The organism is Mitsuaria sp. PDC51 (assembly GCF_900113225.1).
Taxonomy (GTDB): Bacteria; Pseudomonadota; Gammaproteobacteria; order Burkholderiales; family Burkholderiaceae_C; genus Roseateles.
In genome coordinates this window covers 1856853-1875521 of sequence record NZ_FOZE01000001.1, presented here as the reverse complement: position 1 = coordinate 1875521, position 18669 = coordinate 1856853, and the positions used below count along the sequence as shown (strand labels likewise).

General features: G+C 72.0%; 20 protein-coding genes. 6 read left to right on the top strand and 14 right to left on the bottom strand.

Annotation, left to right across the window (positions count from 1 at the left end; genetic code table 11):
• The first annotated feature begins 45 nt into the window (after window positions 1-45).
• Complete coding sequence (locus tag BM393_RS08215) at window positions 46-1902, top strand: hypothetical protein (RefSeq protein WP_091724310.1); 1857 nt, start codon at window positions 46-48, stop codon at window positions 1900-1902.
• Window positions 1903-1920: 18 nt separating this feature from the next.
• On the opposite strand, the gene BM393_RS08210 is transcribed toward BM393_RS08215, so the two are convergent.
• The 3 genes from BM393_RS08210 to BM393_RS08205 form a co-directional block, all read right to left on the bottom strand.
• Window positions 1921-3603, bottom strand: a complete 1683-nt coding sequence (locus BM393_RS08210; protein ID WP_091724309.1) for an NAD(P)/FAD-dependent oxidoreductase — start codon at window positions 3601-3603, stop codon at window positions 1921-1923.
• A 123-nt stretch (window positions 3604-3726) separates the two neighbouring features.
• The gene (locus tag BM393_RS25645) at window positions 3727-3891 is read right to left on the bottom strand and encodes a hypothetical protein (protein ID WP_175538227.1); all 165 of its coding nucleotides are present in this window, start codon (window positions 3889-3891) and stop codon (window positions 3727-3729) included.
• Window positions 3892-4055: 164 nt separating this feature from the next.
• Complete coding sequence (locus BM393_RS08205; RefSeq protein ID WP_091724308.1) at window positions 4056-4274, bottom strand: hypothetical protein; 219 nt, start codon at window positions 4272-4274, stop codon at window positions 4056-4058.
• Window positions 4275-4480: 206 nt separating this feature from the next.
• On the opposite strand from BM393_RS08205, the gene BM393_RS08200 reads away from it, so the two are divergent.
• Window positions 4481-4861 (top strand): hypothetical protein, encoded by a 381-nt coding sequence (locus tag BM393_RS08200; RefSeq protein ID WP_091724307.1) that lies wholly within the window; start codon window positions 4481-4483, stop codon window positions 4859-4861.
• A 230-nt stretch (window positions 4862-5091) separates the two neighbouring features.
• Window positions 5092-5532 (top strand): hypothetical protein, encoded by a 441-nt coding sequence (locus BM393_RS08195; protein ID WP_254783400.1) that lies wholly within the window; start codon window positions 5092-5094, stop codon window positions 5530-5532.
• A 48-nt stretch (window positions 5533-5580) separates the two neighbouring features.
• On the opposite strand, the gene BM393_RS08190 is transcribed toward BM393_RS08195, so the two are convergent.
• From BM393_RS08190 to BM393_RS08175, 4 genes are all read right to left on the bottom strand, one after another.
• Complete coding sequence (locus BM393_RS08190; RefSeq protein WP_183479095.1) at window positions 5581-6123, bottom strand: GAF domain-containing protein; 543 nt, start codon at window positions 6121-6123, stop codon at window positions 5581-5583.
• Between the two features lie 120 nt (window positions 6124-6243).
• Entirely contained in the window at window positions 6244-7548 is a 1305-nt protein-coding gene (locus tag BM393_RS08185) for a cyclopropane-fatty-acyl-phospholipid synthase family protein (RefSeq protein ID WP_091724305.1), read from the bottom strand.
• 32 nt (window positions 7549-7580) lie between these two features.
• The gene (locus BM393_RS08180) at window positions 7581-8417 is read right to left on the bottom strand and encodes a DUF1365 domain-containing protein (protein WP_091724304.1); all 837 of its coding nucleotides are present in this window, start codon (window positions 8415-8417) and stop codon (window positions 7581-7583) included.
• Entirely contained in the window at window positions 8414-9823 is a 1410-nt protein-coding gene (locus BM393_RS08175; RefSeq protein WP_091724303.1) for an NAD(P)/FAD-dependent oxidoreductase, read from the bottom strand. Before BM393_RS08175 ends, BM393_RS08180 begins: the two co-directional genes overlap by 4 nt.
• Before the next feature lie 261 nt (window positions 9824-10084).
• Here BM393_RS08175 and BM393_RS08170 point away from each other — a divergent pair, with 261 nt between their 5' ends.
• Both BM393_RS08170 and BM393_RS08165 read left to right on the top strand, forming a co-directional pair.
• On the top strand, window positions 10085-10678 hold the full coding sequence (locus tag BM393_RS08170; RefSeq protein WP_254783275.1) for a sigma-70 family RNA polymerase sigma factor: 594 nt from the start codon (window positions 10085-10087) through the stop codon (window positions 10676-10678).
• Window positions 10679-10777: 99 nt separating this feature from the next.
• On the top strand, window positions 10778-11467 hold the full coding sequence (locus BM393_RS08165) for a ChrR family anti-sigma-E factor (protein WP_091724302.1): 690 nt from the start codon (window positions 10778-10780) through the stop codon (window positions 11465-11467).
• Here BM393_RS08165 and BM393_RS08160 read toward each other — a convergent pair.
• From BM393_RS08160 to BM393_RS08145, 4 genes are read right to left on the bottom strand one after another with little or no spacing between them, the layout of a single operon-like run.
• Window positions 11430-11909, bottom strand: coding sequence for a DUF2177 family protein (locus tag BM393_RS08160; RefSeq protein WP_091724301.1), 480 nt, complete (start codon window positions 11907-11909; stop codon window positions 11430-11432). The genes BM393_RS08165 and BM393_RS08160 overlap by 38 nt on opposite strands.
• Window positions 11910-11930: 21 nt before the next feature.
• Window positions 11931-12743 carry a DUF6134 family protein gene (locus BM393_RS08155; protein WP_141225259.1) on the bottom strand — a complete coding sequence of 271 codons (813 nt, stop codon included), beginning with the start codon at window positions 12741-12743 and terminating at the stop codon, window positions 11931-11933.
• A complete protein-coding gene (locus tag BM393_RS08150; RefSeq protein WP_091725208.1) occupies window positions 12740-13549 on the bottom strand; it encodes a DUF1295 domain-containing protein in 810 nt (269 codons plus the stop codon). Before BM393_RS08150 ends, BM393_RS08155 begins: the two co-directional genes overlap by 4 nt.
• A 14-nt stretch (window positions 13550-13563) precedes the next feature.
• Entirely contained in the window at window positions 13564-14625 is a 1062-nt protein-coding gene (locus BM393_RS08145; RefSeq protein ID WP_091724299.1) for a cyclopropane-fatty-acyl-phospholipid synthase family protein, read from the bottom strand.
• 142 nt (window positions 14626-14767) lie between these two features.
• On the opposite strand from BM393_RS08145, the gene BM393_RS25640 reads away from it, so the two are divergent.
• Window positions 14768-15145, top strand: a complete 378-nt coding sequence (locus tag BM393_RS25640; protein WP_175538226.1) for a nuclear transport factor 2 family protein — start codon at window positions 14768-14770, stop codon at window positions 15143-15145.
• A gap of 38 nt (window positions 15146-15183) precedes the next feature.
• On the opposite strand, the gene BM393_RS08135 is transcribed toward BM393_RS25640, so the two are convergent.
• The 3 genes from BM393_RS08135 to BM393_RS08125 all read right to left on the bottom strand — a co-directional run bounded on the left by BM393_RS08135 (window position 15184) and on the right by BM393_RS08125 (window position 18542).
• Window positions 15184-17406: a diguanylate cyclase domain-containing protein gene (locus tag BM393_RS08135; RefSeq protein ID WP_091724298.1), complete on the bottom strand. Its 2223-nt coding sequence runs from the start codon at window positions 17404-17406 to the stop codon at window positions 15184-15186.
• A gap of 158 nt (window positions 17407-17564) precedes the next feature.
• Window positions 17565-17993 carry a hypothetical protein gene (locus BM393_RS08130; RefSeq protein WP_091724297.1) on the bottom strand — a complete coding sequence of 143 codons (429 nt, stop codon included), beginning with the start codon at window positions 17991-17993 and terminating at the stop codon, window positions 17565-17567.
• A 165-nt stretch (window positions 17994-18158) separates the two neighbouring features.
• Window positions 18159-18542, bottom strand: coding sequence for a DUF5329 domain-containing protein (locus BM393_RS08125; RefSeq protein WP_254783274.1), 384 nt, complete (start codon window positions 18540-18542; stop codon window positions 18159-18161).
• Window positions 18543-18669: the final 127 nt, after the last annotated feature.

The window sequence follows — 18669 nt, the reverse complement described above, 5'->3', positions numbered from 1 at the left end:
CGCGGGCCGAGAGTGGCTCCACCCTTTCACGTGGAGGCTCTCACCATGGCACTGCCCACCCCGGCCGACCGCCGGCCGCTCCCGTCCTCGACCCGGGCCGCCGCGGCTCATCCTGGCACCTCGACCGGCCGCGCGCCCGCAGGACCGCCCCGCGAGCGCTGGCGGCGGCCCGCCCGGCCGCCATGGCCGCGATGGGGCCTCTGGCCGCTGGCGCTGGCGATCGCCACGGCGCTGCCGCCGGCGGTCACCTACGCCTTCACGCAAAGCGGTGCCGGGGTGGTCCTGGGCAACGGCATCCCGATGGGCCATGAATGGCTGACGCGGCTGGCGGCGCTGGAGCTGACCGGCGGCGATCCCATCATGCCGACCGACCCGCAGGACCCGCGGCGCAACTGGACGCAGGGACGGGCGAAGAACCTGGACCTGAGCGGCGCGTCGACGCAGGCCGAGCTGGCCCGGCTGCGCGCCCTGCCCTATCCGGACCAGCGCTACCAGTCGACTTACCGGTTCGTCTTCGACGCCATCCTGGGCGAGCGCTGGGTGGACCTGGGCGGCACCAATGTCGCCAAGGGTCATCTGGACCAGTTCAACTGCTTCGACGCGGTGGCGCAGGAGCCGCCGGACGTCCAGTACGACCACTTCATGCGCCGCTACGACGACCGCAACGGCGACGGCGGCGTGAATGCCGCGCAGCAGTCGCGCCAGCGCTTCGTGCGGTACTTCGTGGCGGCCGCGATGGCGCCGCGCGCGCAGATGCGGACCTGGGACGGCGGCGCCTACAGCACGTCCTACACCGTGGACCGCAACTACTACCTGATGGGCCGGGCGGCGCACCTGCTGCAGGACTCCTTCAGCACCGAGCACACGGTCCGCGACCCTGGCTCCAACCTGGAGCGCCTGCTGCAGGTCAAGAGCTACCTGTGCGCGGCCGGCTCCGAACAGCACACCCATGACAACGGGCAGTTGCTGACCTACGCGAGCGGCGACGTCATCTGGCGTCCCGGCACGCAGCTGCAAGGCGGCTGGTCCGGCTACAAGCCCAGCAAAATGAAGGTGCCGGCGCTGGTCGCGCTGGAGGCCAGCAAGGACCTGTGGGCCGCCTTCATCCGCACGATGGGCACGCCCTACGGCCAGCGCGAGGCCAAGGCGAATGAGGAGGCCGAGGCGATCGCCAGGAACTGGATGAGCTTCGACGACCAGGCGATGCAGGCTTGGTACGACGAGCCGGCCCACCGCGACGCCACCTACGTGCTGGCGCAGAACCAGCGCGGACCTGGCCGCAGCGTGGCGGACTGCATGCGCGGCCTGGGCGAGCCCTCCGGCGACCAGATGGTGCGCGTGCGCGAGCTCGAGGAGGCCCGCAGGCAATGCCTGTTCAACATCGAGGCGCAGGACGGCTATGGCGACCTGGCCGATCCACAGCTGCGCCTGCCCTTCTATTGGCGGTGGAAGGACCAGAGCTGGCTGCCGGCGCCTGAGAACTGGCAGCCGCCCATCCCCGCGGCGGACAGCGGGAACCGGGTGCGCCTGCGCAGCCTGGCCAACCAGCAGACGATGACGGCGCCCGACGGACTGGTCGACAACGCCTGGCTCTACAACCGGGCCGGGACGCCGGTGGAGTTCGTCCAGGTGTCCGGCGCCGGGGGCGCCTCCTGGTTCCGGGCGGCGGACCAGAGCGACCTGTTCCTGAGCTATCGCGCCGCGACCGGCGCGGTGAAGCTGTACGCGTCGCCGGCCGAGGCCTCGTTCAGCGTGGCCCCGGCGCGAGCCGGCATGGGGCTGCGCAACCTCTACTGGAACCAGTATCTGTGGCTGTCCGGCGAGTCGCCCTACCTCACCCGCAGCGGCGATCCCAACCAGCCCAGTGGGCAGTGGTCGCTGGACCCGTCGCCGCCACGCTGAGCGGCCGGCGCAGGCGCTTCAGTCGAGGAGGCCCAGCATGGACTTGCCCACCGCCTCCGCCACCTCGATGCCGTCCACGCCGGCGGACATGATGCCGCCGGCGTAACCGGCGCCCTCGCCAGCCGGGAACAGGCCGCGCACGTTCAGGCTCTGGTAGTCCTTGCCGCGCGTGATGCGCAGCGGCGAGGACGTGCGCGTCTCCACGCCGGTCAGCACCGCGTCGTTCATCGAGAAGCCGCGGATCTGGCGCTCGAAGGCGGGCAGCGCCTCGCGGATCGCGTCGAGCGCGTACTCGGGCAGGCTGCCGAAACCCTTCTGCTGCAGGTCGGTCATCGTGACGCCGGGCTTGTAGCTCGGCTCGACGCCGCCCAGCGCGGTGCTGCGCTGGCGCTTGATGAAGTCGCCCACCAGGCCGGCCGGCGCCTTGTAGCCGCCCTCGCCCAGCTCGTAGGCGCGCGACTCCCAATAACGCTGGAACGCGAAGCCATCCAGCGGATTGACGGTGCTGCCGTCCTTCTTGCCGTCCTGGCGGTAGTCCTCGGGCGAGATGCCGACGACGATGCCGGCATTGGCATTGCGCTCGGCGCGGGAATACTGGCTCATGCCGTTGGTGACGACCCGGTCCGGCTCCGAGGTCGCCGCCACCACCGTGCCGCCCGGGCACATGCAGAAGCTGTAGACCGAGCGGCCGTTCTTCGCGTGATGGACCAGTTTGTAGTCCGCGGCGCCCAGGAGGGGATGGCCGGCGTTGGGGCCGAAGCGCGCCTTGTCGATGATCGACTGCGGATGCTCGATGCGGTAGCCGATCGAGAACGGCTTGGCCTCCATGTAGACGCCGCGGGCATGCAGCATCGTGAAGGTGTCGCGCGCGCTGTGGCCGAGCGCGACGACGACATGGTCGGCGCGGATCTGCTCGCCCGAGGCCAGCGTCACGCCGCGCACCTGGCGCTGGCCATCGGCGCCGGGCTCGATCAGCAGGTCGGTGACCTTCTGCTGGAAGCGGATCTCGCCGCCCAGGCGCTCGATCTCGGCCCGGATCTTGATGACCATGCTCACCAGGCGGAAGGTGCCGATGTGCGGCTTGCTGACGTAGAGGATCTCCTCGGGCGCGCCGGCCTTGACGAACTCCGTCAGCACCTTGCGGGTGAGGAAGCGCGGGTCGGAGATCTGGCTGTAGAGCTTGCCGTCGGAAAAGGTGCCGGCGCCGCCTTCGCCGAACTGGACGTTCGATTCCGGGTCCAGGACGCTCTCGCGCCACAGGCCCCAGGTGTCCTTGGTGCGTTCGCGGACCTGCTTGCCGCGCTCCAGCACGATCGGCCGCAGGCCCATCTGGGCCAGGATCAGCGCGACGAAGATGCCGCAGGGGCCGAAGCCGATGACCACCGGACGCGGCCGCTCGCCGGCGTGGAAGTCGGCCGGCGCATGGCCGACGAACTGGTAGCGGGTGTCCGGCGACGGCTTGATGTGGGCGTCGCCGCCGTGGCGCTGCAGCAGCGCGGCCTCGGCAGCGGCGTCGCCGACCTCGCAGTCGACGGAATAGATCAGGACCATCGCGGTCTTCTTGCGCGCGTCATAGCTGCGCTTGAAGACGGTGAAGGCGGTGAGTTGCGCGTCGGGGATGCCGAGCCGCTGCAGGACGGCGGCGCGCAGCGCCTCCTCGGGGTGGTCGAGGGGCAGGCGGAGTTCGTTGATGCGGATCATGGCGATTGATCGGGCAGCAGGGCGAGGTCGCGGCGGGCGGCCGGACGTCGCAGAAAACAAAACAGGCCCCGCCGGGAGGCATGGGCCTGTTGTCGAGTCGCTGGGGTCTTGCTCCCCGCGACCTCAACCCGAGTGCGGACGCTTGCCCGGGTTCTTCTTCGAGCGGGTGTGCGAGCCGCGCTCGAGGCTGCTCTTCTGGCCGCGGTGCGTGGTGACGGTCACGCCCTTGGGCGCGGCGGGACGGGGGGAAGCCTTGCGGTCGGCTTCGGTGACGATCTTGTTGCCCATGTTGGCTCCGGTAATGAACGAGAGACACCTGCCCGAAGTCACAGACTCGCCGGCCTCGGGCCCGAGCGGGCGACCGGTTGCCTTGAGCAGCGTCGGAAATACGGTGAAGGGCGGGAGTTTACACGCGTCGCGCGCGGCTCGGCGCGGCGGCGCGGGTGCCCGGCTCAATCCAGCCCGTGACCGCCGGCATCCAGGGCGGGCGGGCGCAGCAGGTCGGCGTCCACGCCCATGACCTCGCTGGCGCGCTCGACCGCCTGCCAGAGCGCGGCGGGCATCGCCAGGATGTCCTCCGGCGTGTCGGAGCGGGCGATCCAGGCATCGATTTCCTGGTGCTGTTCCCGCGTGATCAGGTCGAGGTTCAACATCTCGTCGATGGTCTTCACGGCGGCCTCCTTCAGTCGTGCGGGTCTCAACGGCGAGTCGCTCGCGCCAGGGTACCAGCCTCCCGCGACGCCCAAGCGGCAGTCGATCACGCATATCGCCCTGTCCATGCGCGTCCGTGCGCCGATCCCGCCAGGTCCACCGCCGTGCCGGGTCCGCCGATTGCCCGTGTTCCGACCCGCGAACGGAAAGTCGAAGGGATACGGCCATGAAACACCTCCGCATCGCCCTCATCACGGCGTCGGTGACCGTCGTCGCCGCGGCGGCCATCGCCCAGACGCAGGAACCGCCGCCCTCCTCGGCCGCGAGCCGCAAGCAGTCCGGCGTCGTGGGCCCACCGCTGGACGCGGCGCAGATCCAGCAACCGGCGGCGTCGACAGCCACGCCCGCTCCCACGCCCGCCCCTGCGGTCGCGCCGGCTCCTGTGGCTCCTCCGCCCCCCGTCGACACGCCCGAGCCCCGGCCGGAGGCCGCGGCCCCGTCCCGTGCCGAGCGCCCGACCGCCCCCTCTAGCCGCCGGGCCAGCGGCCGCGTCACCGAGGCCGCCGAGCCCGCCGGCGCGCTGCCGATACGGCCCGACCGGAACTGACCGGCCGGCGCGTCGCCCTCGACGCCCCGCACCTCGCCACACCTAACCGCATCCGCCGTCTCCCCGCCTCCACCCGACGCATGAAGCCAGCCGCGCCCTCCCCCGATTCGCAAGCTCCCGCGCCGCCCACCCCTCCACGGGACCCTCGGCCCTCCGACGAGGACGCCGTCCCGCTGCTGCTGCGCGGCTTCTCGGTGGTGCATGCCGCGCTGGCGCTGCTGTTCACCGTCATGGCCTTGCTGCTGCTGGCCATCGCGGCGAAAGAAACCTGGATGGCGCTGCACCTGGACTGGAACGACGAGGCCGCGCAGCTGGTGATCGAGGCGATGGGCGTGCTGGCGGCCGCCGTGGTGGCGCTGCAGATCGCGCAGACGATCACCGAGGAAGAGGTGATCCGCAGCGCCCACATCAGCGCGCCCACGCGGGTGCGGCGTTTCCTGTCGCGCTTCATGGTGGTGATCGTGGTCGCGCTCGCGATCGAGGCGCTGGTGGCGACCTTCCGCTCGGCGCATTCGGACTCGACGCTGCTGCTGCACGCGGCGGCGATGGTGCTGGCGGTGGGTGCGCTGCTGACGGGCTGGGGCCTGTTCATCCGCCTGAACCGCGCCGCCGAGGAACTCGAGCCCGAGGCGATGCAGGAGGCCAAGCGGGAGGATCACAAGCTCAAGTGAGCGAGTCGCCCACCGGGCCACCTGCCCGGCCGCCCCGAGCCCAGTTGCTCAATCGTTCTCGAACGGCATCGTGTCCAGGAAGTCCTGCGCCTCGACCTTGCGGGCGACCAGGCGCGCGCAGCCCTTGAGCCGGGAGAGGTCCTCGGTCTGCAGGCCCGGGTTCGGGTGCGCGCTGAAGCAGCACACGGTGCCGAAGATGCGGCCGTCGGACAGCACGACCGGCGCGCTCAGGTGGGCGCCGATCGGGATCGGCGTCGGGGGCAGCTGCAGCGCCTCGGCCAGCGCCGACGCGTTCGTCATCAGCTGCGGCGCGCGTCCCTCGACGATGCGCTGGCAGTAGCTCTGCTCCAGCGGCGCCGAATCGCCCACCTGCACGCCGATCTCGGACTCGCCGTCGACGAAGCGGAACACCCGCTCGCCCTCCAGGAACTCGGACACGAACACCACGTCCATGCCCAGTTGCTCGCGCAGGCCGCGCAGCACCTGGGTGATGCGCGCGTCGAGCTCCGGATCGAAGCCGTCCGAGGTGGCGGCGAGCAGCTCGGAGATGGCGACATCGAGGGACTGGGCGGTGAACGGACGGTCGTACATCGGGGCGAAGGGTTGGAAGGAGGACGGCGGAGACAGGCGGTCGATGCTACTCATCCACCGCGCGGCGTCCCCGTGGCGCCAAGGCGCGCAGGTTACCGCGTGTAGCAGGACCTCGCGGCCTCAGGTGCCGCGCGTCAGGCGATAGAGCCCCACGTCGACGCGTCCGGCCAGGAATCCCGCCTCGCAGTAGCTCAGGTAGTAGGTCCACAGCCGCTGGAACGGCAGGTCGAAGCCCTGCGCCTCGATCGCCGGCCACTCGGCCAGGAAGCGCCGGCGCCATTCCGCCAGCGTCCTCGCGTAATCGCGGCCGAAGCGGGCCTCGGTGTGGAAATCCAGCCCGGCGCGCGCCGCCTCCCGGGCCATGCGCTCGGGCGTGGGCAGCATGCCGCCGGGAAAGATGCAGCGCTGGATGAAGTCCGGACTGGCGCGGTAGCGCTCGAAGTGCGCCTCGTCGATCGTGATGGCCTGCAGCACCGCCCGGCCGCCCGGCTTCAGCCGGTCCCGCAGGGTGGCGAAGTAGGTCGGCCAGTAGGCCTCGCCGACCGCCTCGATCATCTCGATGGAAACGATGCGATCGAAGCGCCCCTCGATGTCGCGGTAATCCTGCAGGCGCAGGTCGACCTGCGCGGCGACGCCCCATTCGGCCGCGCGCTGCTGCGCGAAGGCGAGCTGCTCGGTCGACAAGGTCACGCCGACGACCTCCACGCCGCAGCGCCGGGCGAGCGTCGCCGCCAGCGTGCCCCAGCCGCAACCGATCTCGAGCACCCGCTGGCCCGCGCGCAGGTCCAGCAGCTCGACGATGCGGTCGAGCCGCCGCGCCTGCGCGGCCTCCAGCGATGCGTCGTCCGGCGTCGCGGCCCCGTCTGCGCAAGACACGTCCCCCGCAGCGGTCTCTTCACCGCCGTACATGGCGCTCGAGTAGAGCATCGAGTCGTCCAGCCACTTCGCGTAGAACCGGTTGCCCAAGTCGTAATGGGCGGCGATGTTGTGGCGGCTGCCGCGCCGCGTATTCGCATTGGCGCGATGGCGCCACCGCGAGAGCCAGCGCGCCGGGCCGCGCGTCGCGGTCACGCCGCCCAGCGCCGCCTCGTTGGCGACGCCGAACATCAGCAGCGCGGTCAGGTCGGGCGAGCTCCAGTCGTCGTCGCGGTAGGAGAACGCGAGCCCGAGGTCGCCCGCCATCAGCAGGCGCAGCACCGGCCGCCACCGATGCAGGCGGAGCTCCGCGCGCGGTCCCGGCGCGGGGCCGGTGACCTCGAGCCGCCGGCCATCCGGCCAGATGAGCGTCAGGCGGCCATGCCGGACCCGCGCCAGCCACCGTCGCAGCGGTGCCTGCCACGCCGGGAGCGGATCGCCCGCCAGCGTGGCCGCCGACGACGGCACGTCGCGGGGCGCGGTCAGGATCGAACTGGTGTCGTGATGCATGAGGGTCTCGTGGGTCGGTCTCGGGAAGTCGGTCATGGCAGGGACGAAGGAACGTCGTCCCGCCGCACCACGGTCAGCGGCGAGGCCGGCGCGGCGGGCCGTTCATGCAGCCGCGCGCCCTTGAGCCACAGCCGCAGCGCCTCCCAATGGATGCCGGCGACGACCTTCAGCGTCAGCAGCGGATAGGCGACGAGCAATCGCAGCAACCGGGCGTCGGTCAGCGGCGCGCGGTGCGCGTCGAGCCGGGCATGCAGCACCGCGGCGCCGTCGGTCTCATGCACGCTGACGCCGATGGACATCGACTCGCGCGGCGGCTCGATGCGGAAGCGGTAGTGCAGCGCCATGCCGAGGAAGGGCGACACGTACAGCCGTTTGTCGCTGCGTTGCTCGATCAGCGGCGCGGCGCGCTGGGCCGGATCGACTTCGATCAGGTAGCTGTGCCGTTGGCCGAAGGTGTTGTTGACCTCGTAGAGGATCGCCAGCGGCGTGCCGTCCGGCGCGTCGCAGAACCACACGCTCAGCGGATTGAAGGCGTAGCCGAGCAGGCGCGGCATCGTCAGCAGCCGGACTGCGCCACCGGCGGGCAGGCCGGCCGCCGCGAGCTGCGCATCGATCCACGCGCGCAGCCCGGCCACGTCGCCGGCGCGGCCGTCGCCGTGGTCCGACGGACGGAAGCTGAAGAGGTTGAACCGCCCCAGCGAGAACCAGCGCAGCCGCGCATCGAGCGCCGGCAACTCGTCCAGGTCCAGCAGCAGCGAGAACATCCGATAGCTCAGCCGATGACGCAGCGGTCGCAGCCGCTGGTGCATCACCCGGCCGAGGTAGAGCGCGGAGGCGCCCGGGGCGCTCGCGCCGTCTAGTGCGCTCATGCCACCACCCCGGCCCGGTCGGCCAGCCCGGCCGCGCCGCGCGGCAGGTGGATGCGGCCGGATTCGTCCGGCACCGACCAGGGCCGGCGCACGCCGCCCAGCGCCTCGGCCACCGCCAGGCCCGCCTGCAGGCCATCCTCGTGGAAGCCCGATCCGAACCAGGCACCGCAGAACCAGGTGCGCTGCCGGCCCTGCAGCGACCAGAGCTCGCGCTGCGCGGCGATGCCAGCCGCGTCGAAGCGCGGGTGCTCGTAGACCTCGGTGCGCAGCAGGTGATCGGGATGCGGCGGGACGGCCGGATTCAGCGTCACGAACAGCGGTTGCGCATCCGGCCCCTGCGGCAGGTGCGGCTGCAGCCGGTTCATCCAGTAGGTCACCGTCGGCGCCACCTGCCCGCTTTCACCTTGGCGCGAGGCGAGGTAGTTCCAGCTCGACCAGACCGCCCGGCGGCGCGGCATCAGCGCCGGATCGCGGTGCAGCACGGCCAGGTTGCGCGTGTAGGGAATGGCCCCGAGCAGGCGCCGCTCGGCGGCGCTGGGGGCGAGCAGCATGCGCAGCGACTGGTCCGCGTGCATGGCCAGCACGACGTGGTCGAAGGGCGCGGTCCAGGCGCCGCGCCGGGTGCGCAGGCGCACGCCGTCCGGCTCGCGCGCGACGGCGATGACCGGCTCGTCGCGGTGGATGCGGTCGGCGAAGGACTGCGTCAGGCGTCGCACGTACTCGCGGCTGCCGCCCTCGACGGTGCGCCACACCGGCCGCCCGCTGACCCGCAGCAGGCCGTGGTTCTCGCAGAAGCGGACGAAGGCGGCCACCGGATAACGGCCGATGTCGGCGGCCGTCGAGGACCAGATCGCGGCGCCCATCGGATAGAGGTGGTCGTCGCGGAACGCGCGGCCGTAGCCGCGCGCGTCGAGGTAGTCGTCCAGCGCCAGGTCGCCGCTGGCCTGGGCGTCGCGCGGGGCTTCCCGGTAGAAGCGCAGCAGGTCGCGCAGCATCGACCAGAAGCGCGGACGCAGCAGGTTGGCGCGCTGGGCGAAGAGGCCATTCAGGTCGGTGCCGGCGTATTCCAGCGCGCCGCCGTCCAGGCTCACCGCGAAGGACATGTCCGACGCGCGCGTCGGCACCGCCAGGTGGTGGAACAGCGCGCTCAGGTTGGGATAGGCCGGCTCGTTGTAGACGATGAAGCCGGTGTCCACCGGCACGCTCGCGCCCCGGTCCGGCGCGTCGACCGTGTGGCTGTGGCCGCCGATGCGACCGTCGGCCTCGAAGACCTGGACGTCGTGGCGCCCCGACAGCAGCCAGGCGCAGGACAGCCCCGAGATGCCGGCGCCGACGACGGCGATGCGCAGCGGACGGCCGTCCGGGGGGCTGGGGAAGTCGGGCGGGAGGGGGTCTGGGCCGGGCATCGTCGCGTCCTGGGGTTTGGCGCTTGTACGCGAACCGATCGGATTTGGATCGCCGGCCCGCGAACCGACCCTCCGGGCGCGGCCTCGGCCGGGCGAGGGTCGCCCGCATGGCGTCGGAGGCCCGACCCGGCGATGATCCGACCCGCCGTCCGTCGCGTATCAGGGTCCATGGGTACCCCGCATCGCGACGATCCGACCTCCGCCCCGGCCTCCCCGCCGGGCGAGGCGGCGTCCCCGTCCGCCTTGCCGAAAGCCCGCCACTTGAAGATCGTCCCGCTCGATCCGGACCGCCGGTCCGCGCCCCCGCCGTCCGAGCCGGACTGGGCGGCGCTGATGCGTCGCGTCGCCGAGCAGCACGATCGGGAGGCCTTCGGCCGGCTGTTCTCGCATTTCGCGCCGCGGCTCAAGAGCTACCTGATGCGCACCGGCAGCAGCGACGCCGCCGCCGAGGAACTGGCGCAGGACACGCTGGTGACGGTGTGGCGCAAGGCGGCGATGTTCGATCCGGCGCAGGCGGCGGTGTCGACCTGGATCTTCACCATCGGGCGCCGCCTGCGCATCGATGCCGCGCGGCGCCACCTGCTGGACGGCGCCGGCGACGAGTGTTTCGAGTTTGACCGCCTCCAGGCCGACCAGCCCGACGTGGCCGACCACGCCGACGCCGCGCGCCAGGGCCAGCGGATCCGGGAGGCGCTGTCGCGCCTGCCGCCGGAGCAGGCGCAGGTGCTGCGGCTGTCCTTCTACGAGGACGAACCGCATGCGCGGATCGCCTCGGAACTGGGATTGCCGCTGGGCACGGTGAAATCGCGCATCCGGCTGGCGGTGGCGCACCTGCGCCGGCTGCTGGATCCCTGAGCCGCCCGCGCGATCGCCTCGCCCCATCAATCACGCCACACCGTTCCCATCACGCCAGCCATCACCAATCACCGCCCTTCCCCTTCTGACCGCCCGACCATGCGCCCGCCCGACATCCACCATCACCCCGCCGACGAGCTGTTGCTGTCGCTGGCCGCGGGCACGCTGCCCACGGGCATCCGGCTGGTGACGGAAATCCATCTGGAGCTGTGCGCCGCCTGCCGCGAGCGGGTGGCGATGCTGCGGGCGGTCGGCGGGGCGCTGATCGAGGAGGAAGCGGCCGCGCCGATGCGCGATGACGCGCTGGCGCAGGCGTTCGCGCGGATCGACGCGATGGACGCGATCGAGGCCGTGGCCGGCGCGGACGGGGCGGCCATTCCCCGCAAGGTGCCGGCGCCGCCGCCGCTGCCGACCGGCGCGGTGTGGCCGCGGGCGCTGGCCGACTGCAGCGCGACGCGCTGGCGCTGGATCGGCCCGGGCATGCGCTGGAGCAAGGTCAGCGTGCCCGGCGCGCCGCAGGCCAATGTCTTCCTGCTGCGTATCGGGCCCGGCAAGTACCTGCCGCCGCACACGCACCGCGGGACCGAGCTGACGCAGGTCATCTACGGCCGGTTCCACGACGGGCGCGCGCTGTTCGGCCCGGGCGACTTCGACCTGGCCGACGGCGAGGTCCACCATCAGCCGGTGGTGCAGGAAGGCAGCGAATGCATCTGCGTGGCCGCTGTCGACGGCCGGCTGCATTTCGACGGCTTCATCGCCCGGTGGTTCGGGTCGCTCGTCGGGATGTGAGGGCGGCTGTCACCAGCGCGGCGACGCCGGACGACGCGCCGCTGACGACGGCGCCCCACGCCAGGTCGATGACGGTGATGAACCAGGGCCAGTCGCGCAGCGTGGCCTGGTTGGTGAAGTCGTAGGTCGCGTAGGCCAGGAAGCCGAAGCAGGCGCCCTGCGCGAACGCGAGCCGCGGACGGCCGCCCCGCAGCGCGGGCGCGACCGCGAAATGCACCAGCCCGGCGACGAACAGCGGATAGAAGATCGCCACCGCGCGCCAGTCGACGGTGGCGGCCATCAGGTGACCGATGGCCGGCTGGTAGAGCGCGGCGGTCATGGTGCCGAGCCAGACGGCATCCATCGCCAGGAAGACGACCAGCGTCGCGAGGTAGGCCAGCGGCCAGCGCCAGGCGGGCGCGGCGGCAGGCAGCGGGTGAGTCGTCGTGGTCGATGCATTCATCGCGATCTCCTGGGGGTTGGTTCACGGCAGCCGATAGCTCAGCACCCGCCCGCCCTTGACCACCGCATCGAGCCCGATCCAGCGGCCATCGGACCGGTCTCGCCACAGTGTCAGCTGCTGGCGCTGCGCGGGCTTGCCGGCGGCGGCGGGCGGCGTGGCGGTGAGGCGCCAGCGCATCGCCTCGACCTCGCGGCCGGCCACCGCAAGCGAGGCATCGGGCAGGCGCTCGATGCGGACCTCGTCGATTTCGCCCGTCTGCGGATTCAGCAGGCGCTGCTGCCGCACCAGCGCCGGATGCCAGTAGGCGTAGCTCATCAGGCAGTCCGACTCGGCGACGGCCGATGCCGATGCCGATGTCGATGCCGACGGAGCCTGCGACGATGGCGATGCGGTCGACGGCCCTCGCGCATTGAAGGTCTTGTTGACCTCCACCGGCTTGCCGTCATCGTCGGTGCGGCTCTGGATCGCCTGCAGGCAATCACCGCGCCAGCGCTCGCTGGCCTCGTGGCGGTAGCGGAAGACCGTGAGGCCGAGCAGCTTCACGTCGAAGCGGGCGAGGCTCCGCACGGTACGGCCCCCGGGCTCGCCCTCGACGACGAAGCGATGGGTGCCGATCGGCTTGCCGTCGAGGCGGACTTCAAAGTCCCAGGCGCCGCTCGCGGTCGTGCGCGCGTCGGCCCCTCGAGGCGTGGGCGTCGCGACAGCGCCCGACGCCGACGCGCCGTCTGCACCGGGCGCGCCATCGGCGCCGATCGCGGCGCCGCCAATCCAGGCGGCCGCAAGGACGGCGACGCGCAGGCCGAGCCTCGGCACGAGCGTTCGGCCCGCCCTCATCGAGCGCCGCTCCGTTTCGGTGGCCACGGGATGAAGGCGCTGGTGCGGGCGATGTAGTCGCGATAGGCGGGACGCCGCTCACCGATGTCCTGCTCGAGCAGCGTCACGCCGCTGACCTTGAGCAGCAGCACCGTCATCAGCACCGGCGATGCGAGGCACCAGGCCGCGGTGGTTCCACCCGCCGATACGGCCATCAGCCCCAGCCCCCACCACACGCAGCTTTCGCCGAAGTAATTGGGATGCCGCGAATAGCGCCACAGCCCGCTGTCGAGCACACGGTCGCGGTGCCCCGGCGCGCGGCGGAAGCGGCTGAGCTGAGCGTCGGCGATCGCCTCGATGAGCAGGCCGCCCCCGGCCAGCATGGCGCCGACCGTGTCCCACGCGGACCACACCGACCGGTCGCCACCGCTGGCCGCGAGCATCGGCCAGGACACGACCCAGCCGAGCACCGCCTGCAGCAGGAACACCAGCCACAGGCTCTTGAGCCCGAAGCCGGGCTGGTTGCGCGCGCGGATGGCCTGGTAGCGCGGGTCCTCGCCATGACCCCAGTTCCGCACGGTGACATGGACACCGAGCCGCAGCGCCCAGACCAGCGTGATCGCCAGCATCACCTGCGCCCGGGCATCACCGCCGAGGCTGACGACATAGCAGGCCGCCGGCGCGGTGATGAAAGCCGACCACACGCGGTCGGCCAGGCTCGCGTCGCGCCGCGTGAGGCTCACCAGCCAGGTGGGCAGCGCGATGGCGACGGCGATCGACAGGCCGATGCCGGCCGCGACGGCGAGTTCGACAGCGGAAGGCGCCATGTCCATCCCCGCCCTCAGCGCCGAGGCGCGAAGAGGTAGTGGCTGACCCACCACTGTTGCCCCTTGTCGTAGGCGAACAGTTCCTCGACCGAGAGCAAGAAGAGCCGCCAGCGCTGCCACCACATGGTGGCGTCGGCAGGGCCGTAGACGCGCTCGAAGAGCGGCATCAGCTCGGCCCGGTGCGCGTCCAGGCGTTCCAGCCAGGCCGCCGCGGTGCGCGCGTAATGGCGGCCGTCCCAGCGCCAGCGCTGCTGCAGCGCCAGGTCGTCCTGGCAGAGCAAGGCCAGGTCGTCGCTGGGCATCATGCCGCCGGAGAAAAAGTGGCGGCTCATCCAGTCGGTGTCATCGCGGACCTCGAAGGCATAGGGCGCCTCGCGATGCGCGAAGACATGCAGGAAGAAGCGGCCATCGTCGCGCAACCAGTTCGACACCTTGCGGAAGGCGCGCGGCCAGTTGCGCAGGTGCTCGAACATCTCGACCGACACGATCCGGTCGAAGCGCCGGTCGAACTGGCCGTCCTCGCCCCAGGACGAGAAGTCGGCCGTCTGCACCTGCAGGTTGCGCAGGCCCAGCCGCAGCGCCTGCGCTTCGATGAAGGCCCGCTGCGAGGCCGAGTTCGACACCGCCAGGATCTGCGCCGCCGGCAGGTGCTGCGCCATCCACAGGCTCAGCGAGCCCCAGCCGCAGCCCAGCTCCAGGATCGTCTGTCCATCGGCGAGCCCGGCGCGCGCCGCGGTTTCCGCCAGCGCCGCCTCCTCGGCCGCCGCCAGCGTGTCGACGCCTTCGGGCCACCAGCAGCAGCTGTACTTGCGCCGCGGTCCCAGCATGGCCTCGAACAGCGCGGGCGGCAGCTCGTAATGCTGCGCGTTGGCCTGCTCCGGCAGCACCGCCAGCGGCGCGGCGCGCAGCCCGGCCAGGAAGTCCTGCGTCAGCGCGGCCGCCGCCTCGGGGTCCTGGTGGTGCGCCTCGTCGAGCCGCAGGCGCAGCAGGCGCCGGATGCCCAGCCGCACCGCGGCCTCAGGCAGCAAGCCGCGCTCGGCGAGCCGGACGGCGATCGAGGAAATTGCAGGCGCCATGGCATGCCCTTCGGGGATTGGTCTGCCGCTTGTACGCCGGGCCGGGCGACTTGGATCTCCGGTGCGCGCGGGCGCGACGCCCGGTCGCGGGGGCCGCCGCGCGGCTGGCGACCGCGACGCTCGCGCATTAGCATCGCGCCGCATGACTGCCACCGCCGACCCGCTGGACCTTTTCCTCGCGCTGGAAACCCGCCGCACGCGCGCCATCGTCGACCGTGACCTGGCCACGATCGAGGCGCTGCACGCGCCCGGGTACGAATTGATCACGCCCGCCGGCCGGGTCTTCCCGCGGGCCGAGTACCTCGCCCGCATCGCCGAGGCGCCGTTCTACACGGGCTGGGAGATGGACGACCTGCAGGTGCGTGCCTCGGCGGACCTGGCGGTGCTGCGCTATCGCGCGCGCCTGAGCTTTCCTTCCGGCAAGGTCGTCGACTGCTGGCACATGGACGTCTACGAGCGCCACGAGGCCGGTTGGCGGGCCGTGTGGTCCAAGGCGACGGCCATCGCGCCGCCGGCCTGAGGCGCGGCGCCCACCACCGCCCGCTGGCCCTCCCCGCCTCAGCCCGCCACCACCCGTCCCTTGCCGTCGCGCTTGCCGCGCAGCATCTCGTGGTCCGCGCGCTCGATGAGCTCCTGCGCGCCGGTCGTGTCGTCGGGCGAGAACACCGCGACGCCGACGGTCGCGCCCACCGCGACGATCGCGCCGGAACTCAGCGCCACCGGCTCGCCGATGGCATCGACGACGCGCGCCAGCACCGGCCGCCAGTCGTCGCCGTCCACGCAGGTCAGCACCAGCACGAACTCGTCCCCGCCCAGGCGCGCCGCCGTGTCCAGCGGCCGGATGTGGGCCAGCAGTCGCCTCGCCACCGTCTCCAGCAACTGGTCGCCGGCGTCGTGCCCGTGCTCGTCGTTGACGGCCTTGAAGCCGTCCAGGTCCAGGTAGCAGATCGCCACCCGCTTGCGTTCCCGCCGCGCCACCCCCAGCGCCTGCTCGATCCGGTCGTGCAGCAGCACCCGGTTGGGCAGCTGCGTCAGCGCGTCGTGGAAGGCCGCGTGCGCCAGGTGCTCATGCGCCGCCTTCATCGGCGTGATGTCGACCGCCATCGCGAAGATCTCGGTGACCGACAGCGGCGCCGCGCCGAAATCCACCCACACCGCCTCGCCGCCCTTGCTGCGCATCCGGATCTGCGACCGGTAGTGGCCGTGCTCCGCCAGCGCCGAATACACCTGCCGCCCGACCTCCTCGTACTGCGCGTCGTCCCAATAGAAGACCCGCGCCGGTGCGCCCTGCAGCTCGCCGGGCCCGTAGCCGAGGATGCGTTCCAGCGCGCGATTGCGCCAGGTGATGGTGCGGTGCTCGATCTTGGCCATGGCCACCAGGTCGCTGTCGAGCATCGCCGCCTGCTCGCGCTGCAGACGCCGCGCCTGGGTGACGTCGCGCCCCGACGAGAACACGTAGAGCTCGCCACGGATCTCGGTGACGCTGAGCTGCAGCTCGACGTCGATCACCTGGCCGTCGTCCCGGCGATGCTGCACGTCCACGCGCTGTCGGTCGCCCGCCTTGATCTTCGCCAGCCAGGCATTGATCGCGGTCTCGTCCTGGTTGACGTCCCAGCTGCCGACGTGGCGCCCCATCAGCGAGGCGCGGGTGGACTTGAGCATCTCCGCGAAGGAGTCGCTCATCTCCACCAGCCGCCCTCGCCCGTCGATGATGTGGATCCCATCCGCCGAGACCCGCATCAGCGCCTGGATGCGCTTGCCCTGCTCGGCCAGCGCCGTCATGGCCTGCTCCTCGCGGCGGTTGGCGCGCCGCACATGCCAGGTGGCGAGCGCCACCAGCAGCCAGGCCAGCGCCGCCAGGGACGCCACCGTCCAGGCCTGTTCCCGCCAGGGCTTGAAGAAGCGCTCGTTGTTCACGCCGGCATAAACGACGAAGGGCCAGTGGTCGAGCGCGCGGTAGGCGCTGGTGCGGTCGCGGCCGTCGATGCTCACCGTGGTGACCACGCTGCCCTGGCGGGGATTCGCCGCCAGCATCTCGCGCATCCGCGCCGAGACCTTGGTGTCGCCGACCTCGCCCTGCACCGGACTGCCCGGCGCGATGCGCGCGACCAGCCGCAGGTCGTCGCGGCGCAGCGTCATCGCGTCCAGCGGCGCCAGCTCGTAGCGCTCGAAGAGGTGGCGGAAGTGGTCGACGCCGACGCTCACGTAGAGGACGCCCGCGAAGCGGCCCCGCACGACCAGCGGCCGCACGAACGCCACCACCCAGTTGCCCGACACCCGCGAGACCAGCGGACCGGTCACCAGCGTCGCGGGCTCGGCGAGCGCGCGCGCCTGGAGGAAGTAGTCGCGGTCATGGACGCGCGCCGGCGCGCCGGCGGGCAGGCGCGTGCCCCAGCGGACCTCGCCGCTGGCGTCGGCGGCGCGGAAGGCCTCGATGCCGTGCAGCAGGCCGAAGCGCGCATGCAGCACCTCGTTGAGCACCGCGTCGGGGGCGCCGCCGGGCGCCGCCATCAGCCGTTCGAGCTCGGCGCCGGTGGCGCGCAGCACCGCGTCCACGCGGCCGATCTCGGCCTCGACGTTGAGCTGCGCGACGGCGGCCAGGCCTTCGGCGACATCGCGCGCCTGCGTCGCGTAGGTGCGATGGGACGCGTCCAGCACATGCCAGACCAGCGCCGCGAGCACGAGCGCGACGGTCAGGTTGGCGCCGACGAGCCAGACCGTCATGCGGCGCCGGCGTTTGGCGGCACCGTCGACAAGGAGTTGCGGATCGGTCAGCGGCATGGCTTGCGAAGCATCGGCTCCGGCGCGCCGGGCGGGCGCTGAGCCCTGTCCCGGCTGGTCTCCCTGCGAGTGGCCGGTCCCGTGGCCGGCCTCAGGGCCAGTCTACTGAGCCCCGGCCCCGTGACGCGATGCCCGTAAACCCGGGAATGCGGGGGGTGTTACAACCCCTCCATCGCCCGTTCCTGGGCCTTGTCCTTGAGCGTGCCGCCCTTGGGCGCGAGCAAGTCCCGCGCATTGGGGATGCCGGAGCCGGCCTGCTCGGGCGGCGGCGGGGCCTTGTAGGCCGGCATCACCGACACCGTGCCGCCCTTGACCTTCTGCTCGGCGCTGCCGCGCGGGCAGGCCTCGTTGGTGTAGAGCACCTGGCCGTCGACGACGCAGCGGCGCACGCCGCCCGGGGTCGGGGCCGAACCGCCACCGGCCCCGGGCGGCGTGTCGTTGCCGGTGCGCAGCTTCGGCAGCTCGACCTTGCCGGCCTGGCGCTCCAGCTGGCGCGTGGCATCGCGCAGGAACGGGATCTCGTCGCGCTTCTTCCAGCCGATGACGCCGAGCACCACGACGATGACGATGAGCAGCACTGCCCGCATGAAATCTTCTCCCTGATGTCGCGCACTGCGGCGCGTTGGTTGGCGGCCGGTCCGCGCGGGACCGGCGGCTGCGCATGATATCGACGGCTCCGGTCACTGCGGTGCTGGCGAGCCGGCATCCTCTCGCGCCATCGCCAGAGGGAGCCCGCGGAGCGATCGCCGTCCCTAGCGTGTCGACGGCGGCGCCGACGCGCCCTTGGCCGCGGCGCGTACGGCTGCCAGTTCGCGCATGAGCCACGCCTTGCTCTCGACCGGCGAGGCGCCCGCACAACGCACCAGGTAAGGCTTGCCGCTCATGCTGCTCTTCGAGGCGCCGAGCTCGATGAACTGCTCCGCTGTTTTCACGAGCTGCTTGTCCTCCAGGTAGGCGAGCTTGCGTTCCAGGTGCCGCTTCGCGTCGGACGCCGAGTGCCAATCGCCGTTGCGATTGAACTCGCAGGACGAGGCTTGCAGTCGCCCCAGCAAGGCGGTGACCTCGGCCTTCGCCGCCGCGGGCAGTGGATCGGCCCGGCCGGCGATCGGCGCGGCCAGCGCCAGGGCGAGGAGCATCGGGATCAGGGGAGCTCGCATGGGCAAGTCGGTCGGGTCATCGAGAGGCGGCGATCTTGCCACGCGGCCCACCTCGCGGACGGCGGCCTGAGGCACACTTCGCCGCCAACCCATCGTCCCCATCCAG

What these genes read in the sequence shown, in the direction of transcription:
- BM393_RS08215 (WP_091724310.1), top strand. Translation starts at nt 46, where the DNA reads ATGGCACTGCCCACCCCGGCCGACCGCCGGCCGCTCCCGTCCTCGACC.
- BM393_RS08210 (WP_091724309.1), bottom strand. Translation starts at nt 3,603, where the DNA reads ATGATCCGCATCAACGAACTCCGCCTGCCCCTCGACCACCCCGAGGAG.
- BM393_RS25645 (WP_175538227.1), bottom strand. Translation starts at nt 3,891, where the DNA reads ATGGGCAACAAGATCGTCACCGAAGCCGACCGCAAGGCTTCCCCCCGT.
- BM393_RS08200 (WP_091724307.1), top strand. Translation starts at nt 4,481, where the DNA reads ATGAAACACCTCCGCATCGCCCTCATCACGGCGTCGGTGACCGTCGTC.
- BM393_RS08195 (WP_254783400.1), top strand. Translation starts at nt 5,092, where the DNA reads ATGGCCTTGCTGCTGCTGGCCATCGCGGCGAAAGAAACCTGGATGGCG.
- BM393_RS08190 (WP_183479095.1), bottom strand. Translation starts at nt 6,123, where the DNA reads ATGTACGACCGTCCGTTCACCGCCCAGTCCCTCGATGTCGCCATCTCC.
- BM393_RS08185 (WP_091724305.1), bottom strand. Translation starts at nt 7,548, where the DNA reads ATGCATCACGACACCAGTTCGATCCTGACCGCGCCCCGCGACGTGCCG.
- BM393_RS08180 (WP_091724304.1), bottom strand. Translation starts at nt 8,417, where the DNA reads ATGAGCGCACTAGACGGCGCGAGCGCCCCGGGCGCCTCCGCGCTCTAC.
- BM393_RS08175 (WP_091724303.1), bottom strand. Translation starts at nt 9,823, where the DNA reads ATGCCCGGCCCAGACCCCCTCCCGCCCGACTTCCCCAGCCCCCCGGAC.
- BM393_RS08165 (WP_091724302.1), top strand. Translation starts at nt 10,778, where the DNA reads ATGCGCCCGCCCGACATCCACCATCACCCCGCCGACGAGCTGTTGCTG.
- BM393_RS08160 (WP_091724301.1), bottom strand. Translation starts at nt 11,909, where the DNA reads ATGAATGCATCGACCACGACGACTCACCCGCTGCCTGCCGCCGCGCCC.
- BM393_RS08155 (WP_141225259.1), bottom strand. Translation starts at nt 12,743, where the DNA reads ATGAGGGCGGGCCGAACGCTCGTGCCGAGGCTCGGCCTGCGCGTCGCC.
- BM393_RS08150 (WP_091725208.1), bottom strand. Translation starts at nt 13,549, where the DNA reads ATGGCGCCTTCCGCTGTCGAACTCGCCGTCGCGGCCGGCATCGGCCTG.
- BM393_RS08145 (WP_091724299.1), bottom strand. Translation starts at nt 14,625, where the DNA reads ATGGCGCCTGCAATTTCCTCGATCGCCGTCCGGCTCGCCGAGCGCGGC.
- BM393_RS25640 (WP_175538226.1), top strand. Translation starts at nt 14,768, where the DNA reads ATGACTGCCACCGCCGACCCGCTGGACCTTTTCCTCGCGCTGGAAACC.
- BM393_RS08135 (WP_091724298.1), bottom strand. Translation starts at nt 17,406, where the DNA reads ATGCCGCTGACCGATCCGCAACTCCTTGTCGACGGTGCCGCCAAACGC.
- BM393_RS08130 (WP_091724297.1), bottom strand. Translation starts at nt 17,993, where the DNA reads ATGCGGGCAGTGCTGCTCATCGTCATCGTCGTGGTGCTCGGCGTCATC.
- BM393_RS08125 (WP_254783274.1), bottom strand. Translation starts at nt 18,542, where the DNA reads ATGCTCCTCGCCCTGGCGCTGGCCGCGCCGATCGCCGGCCGGGCCGAT.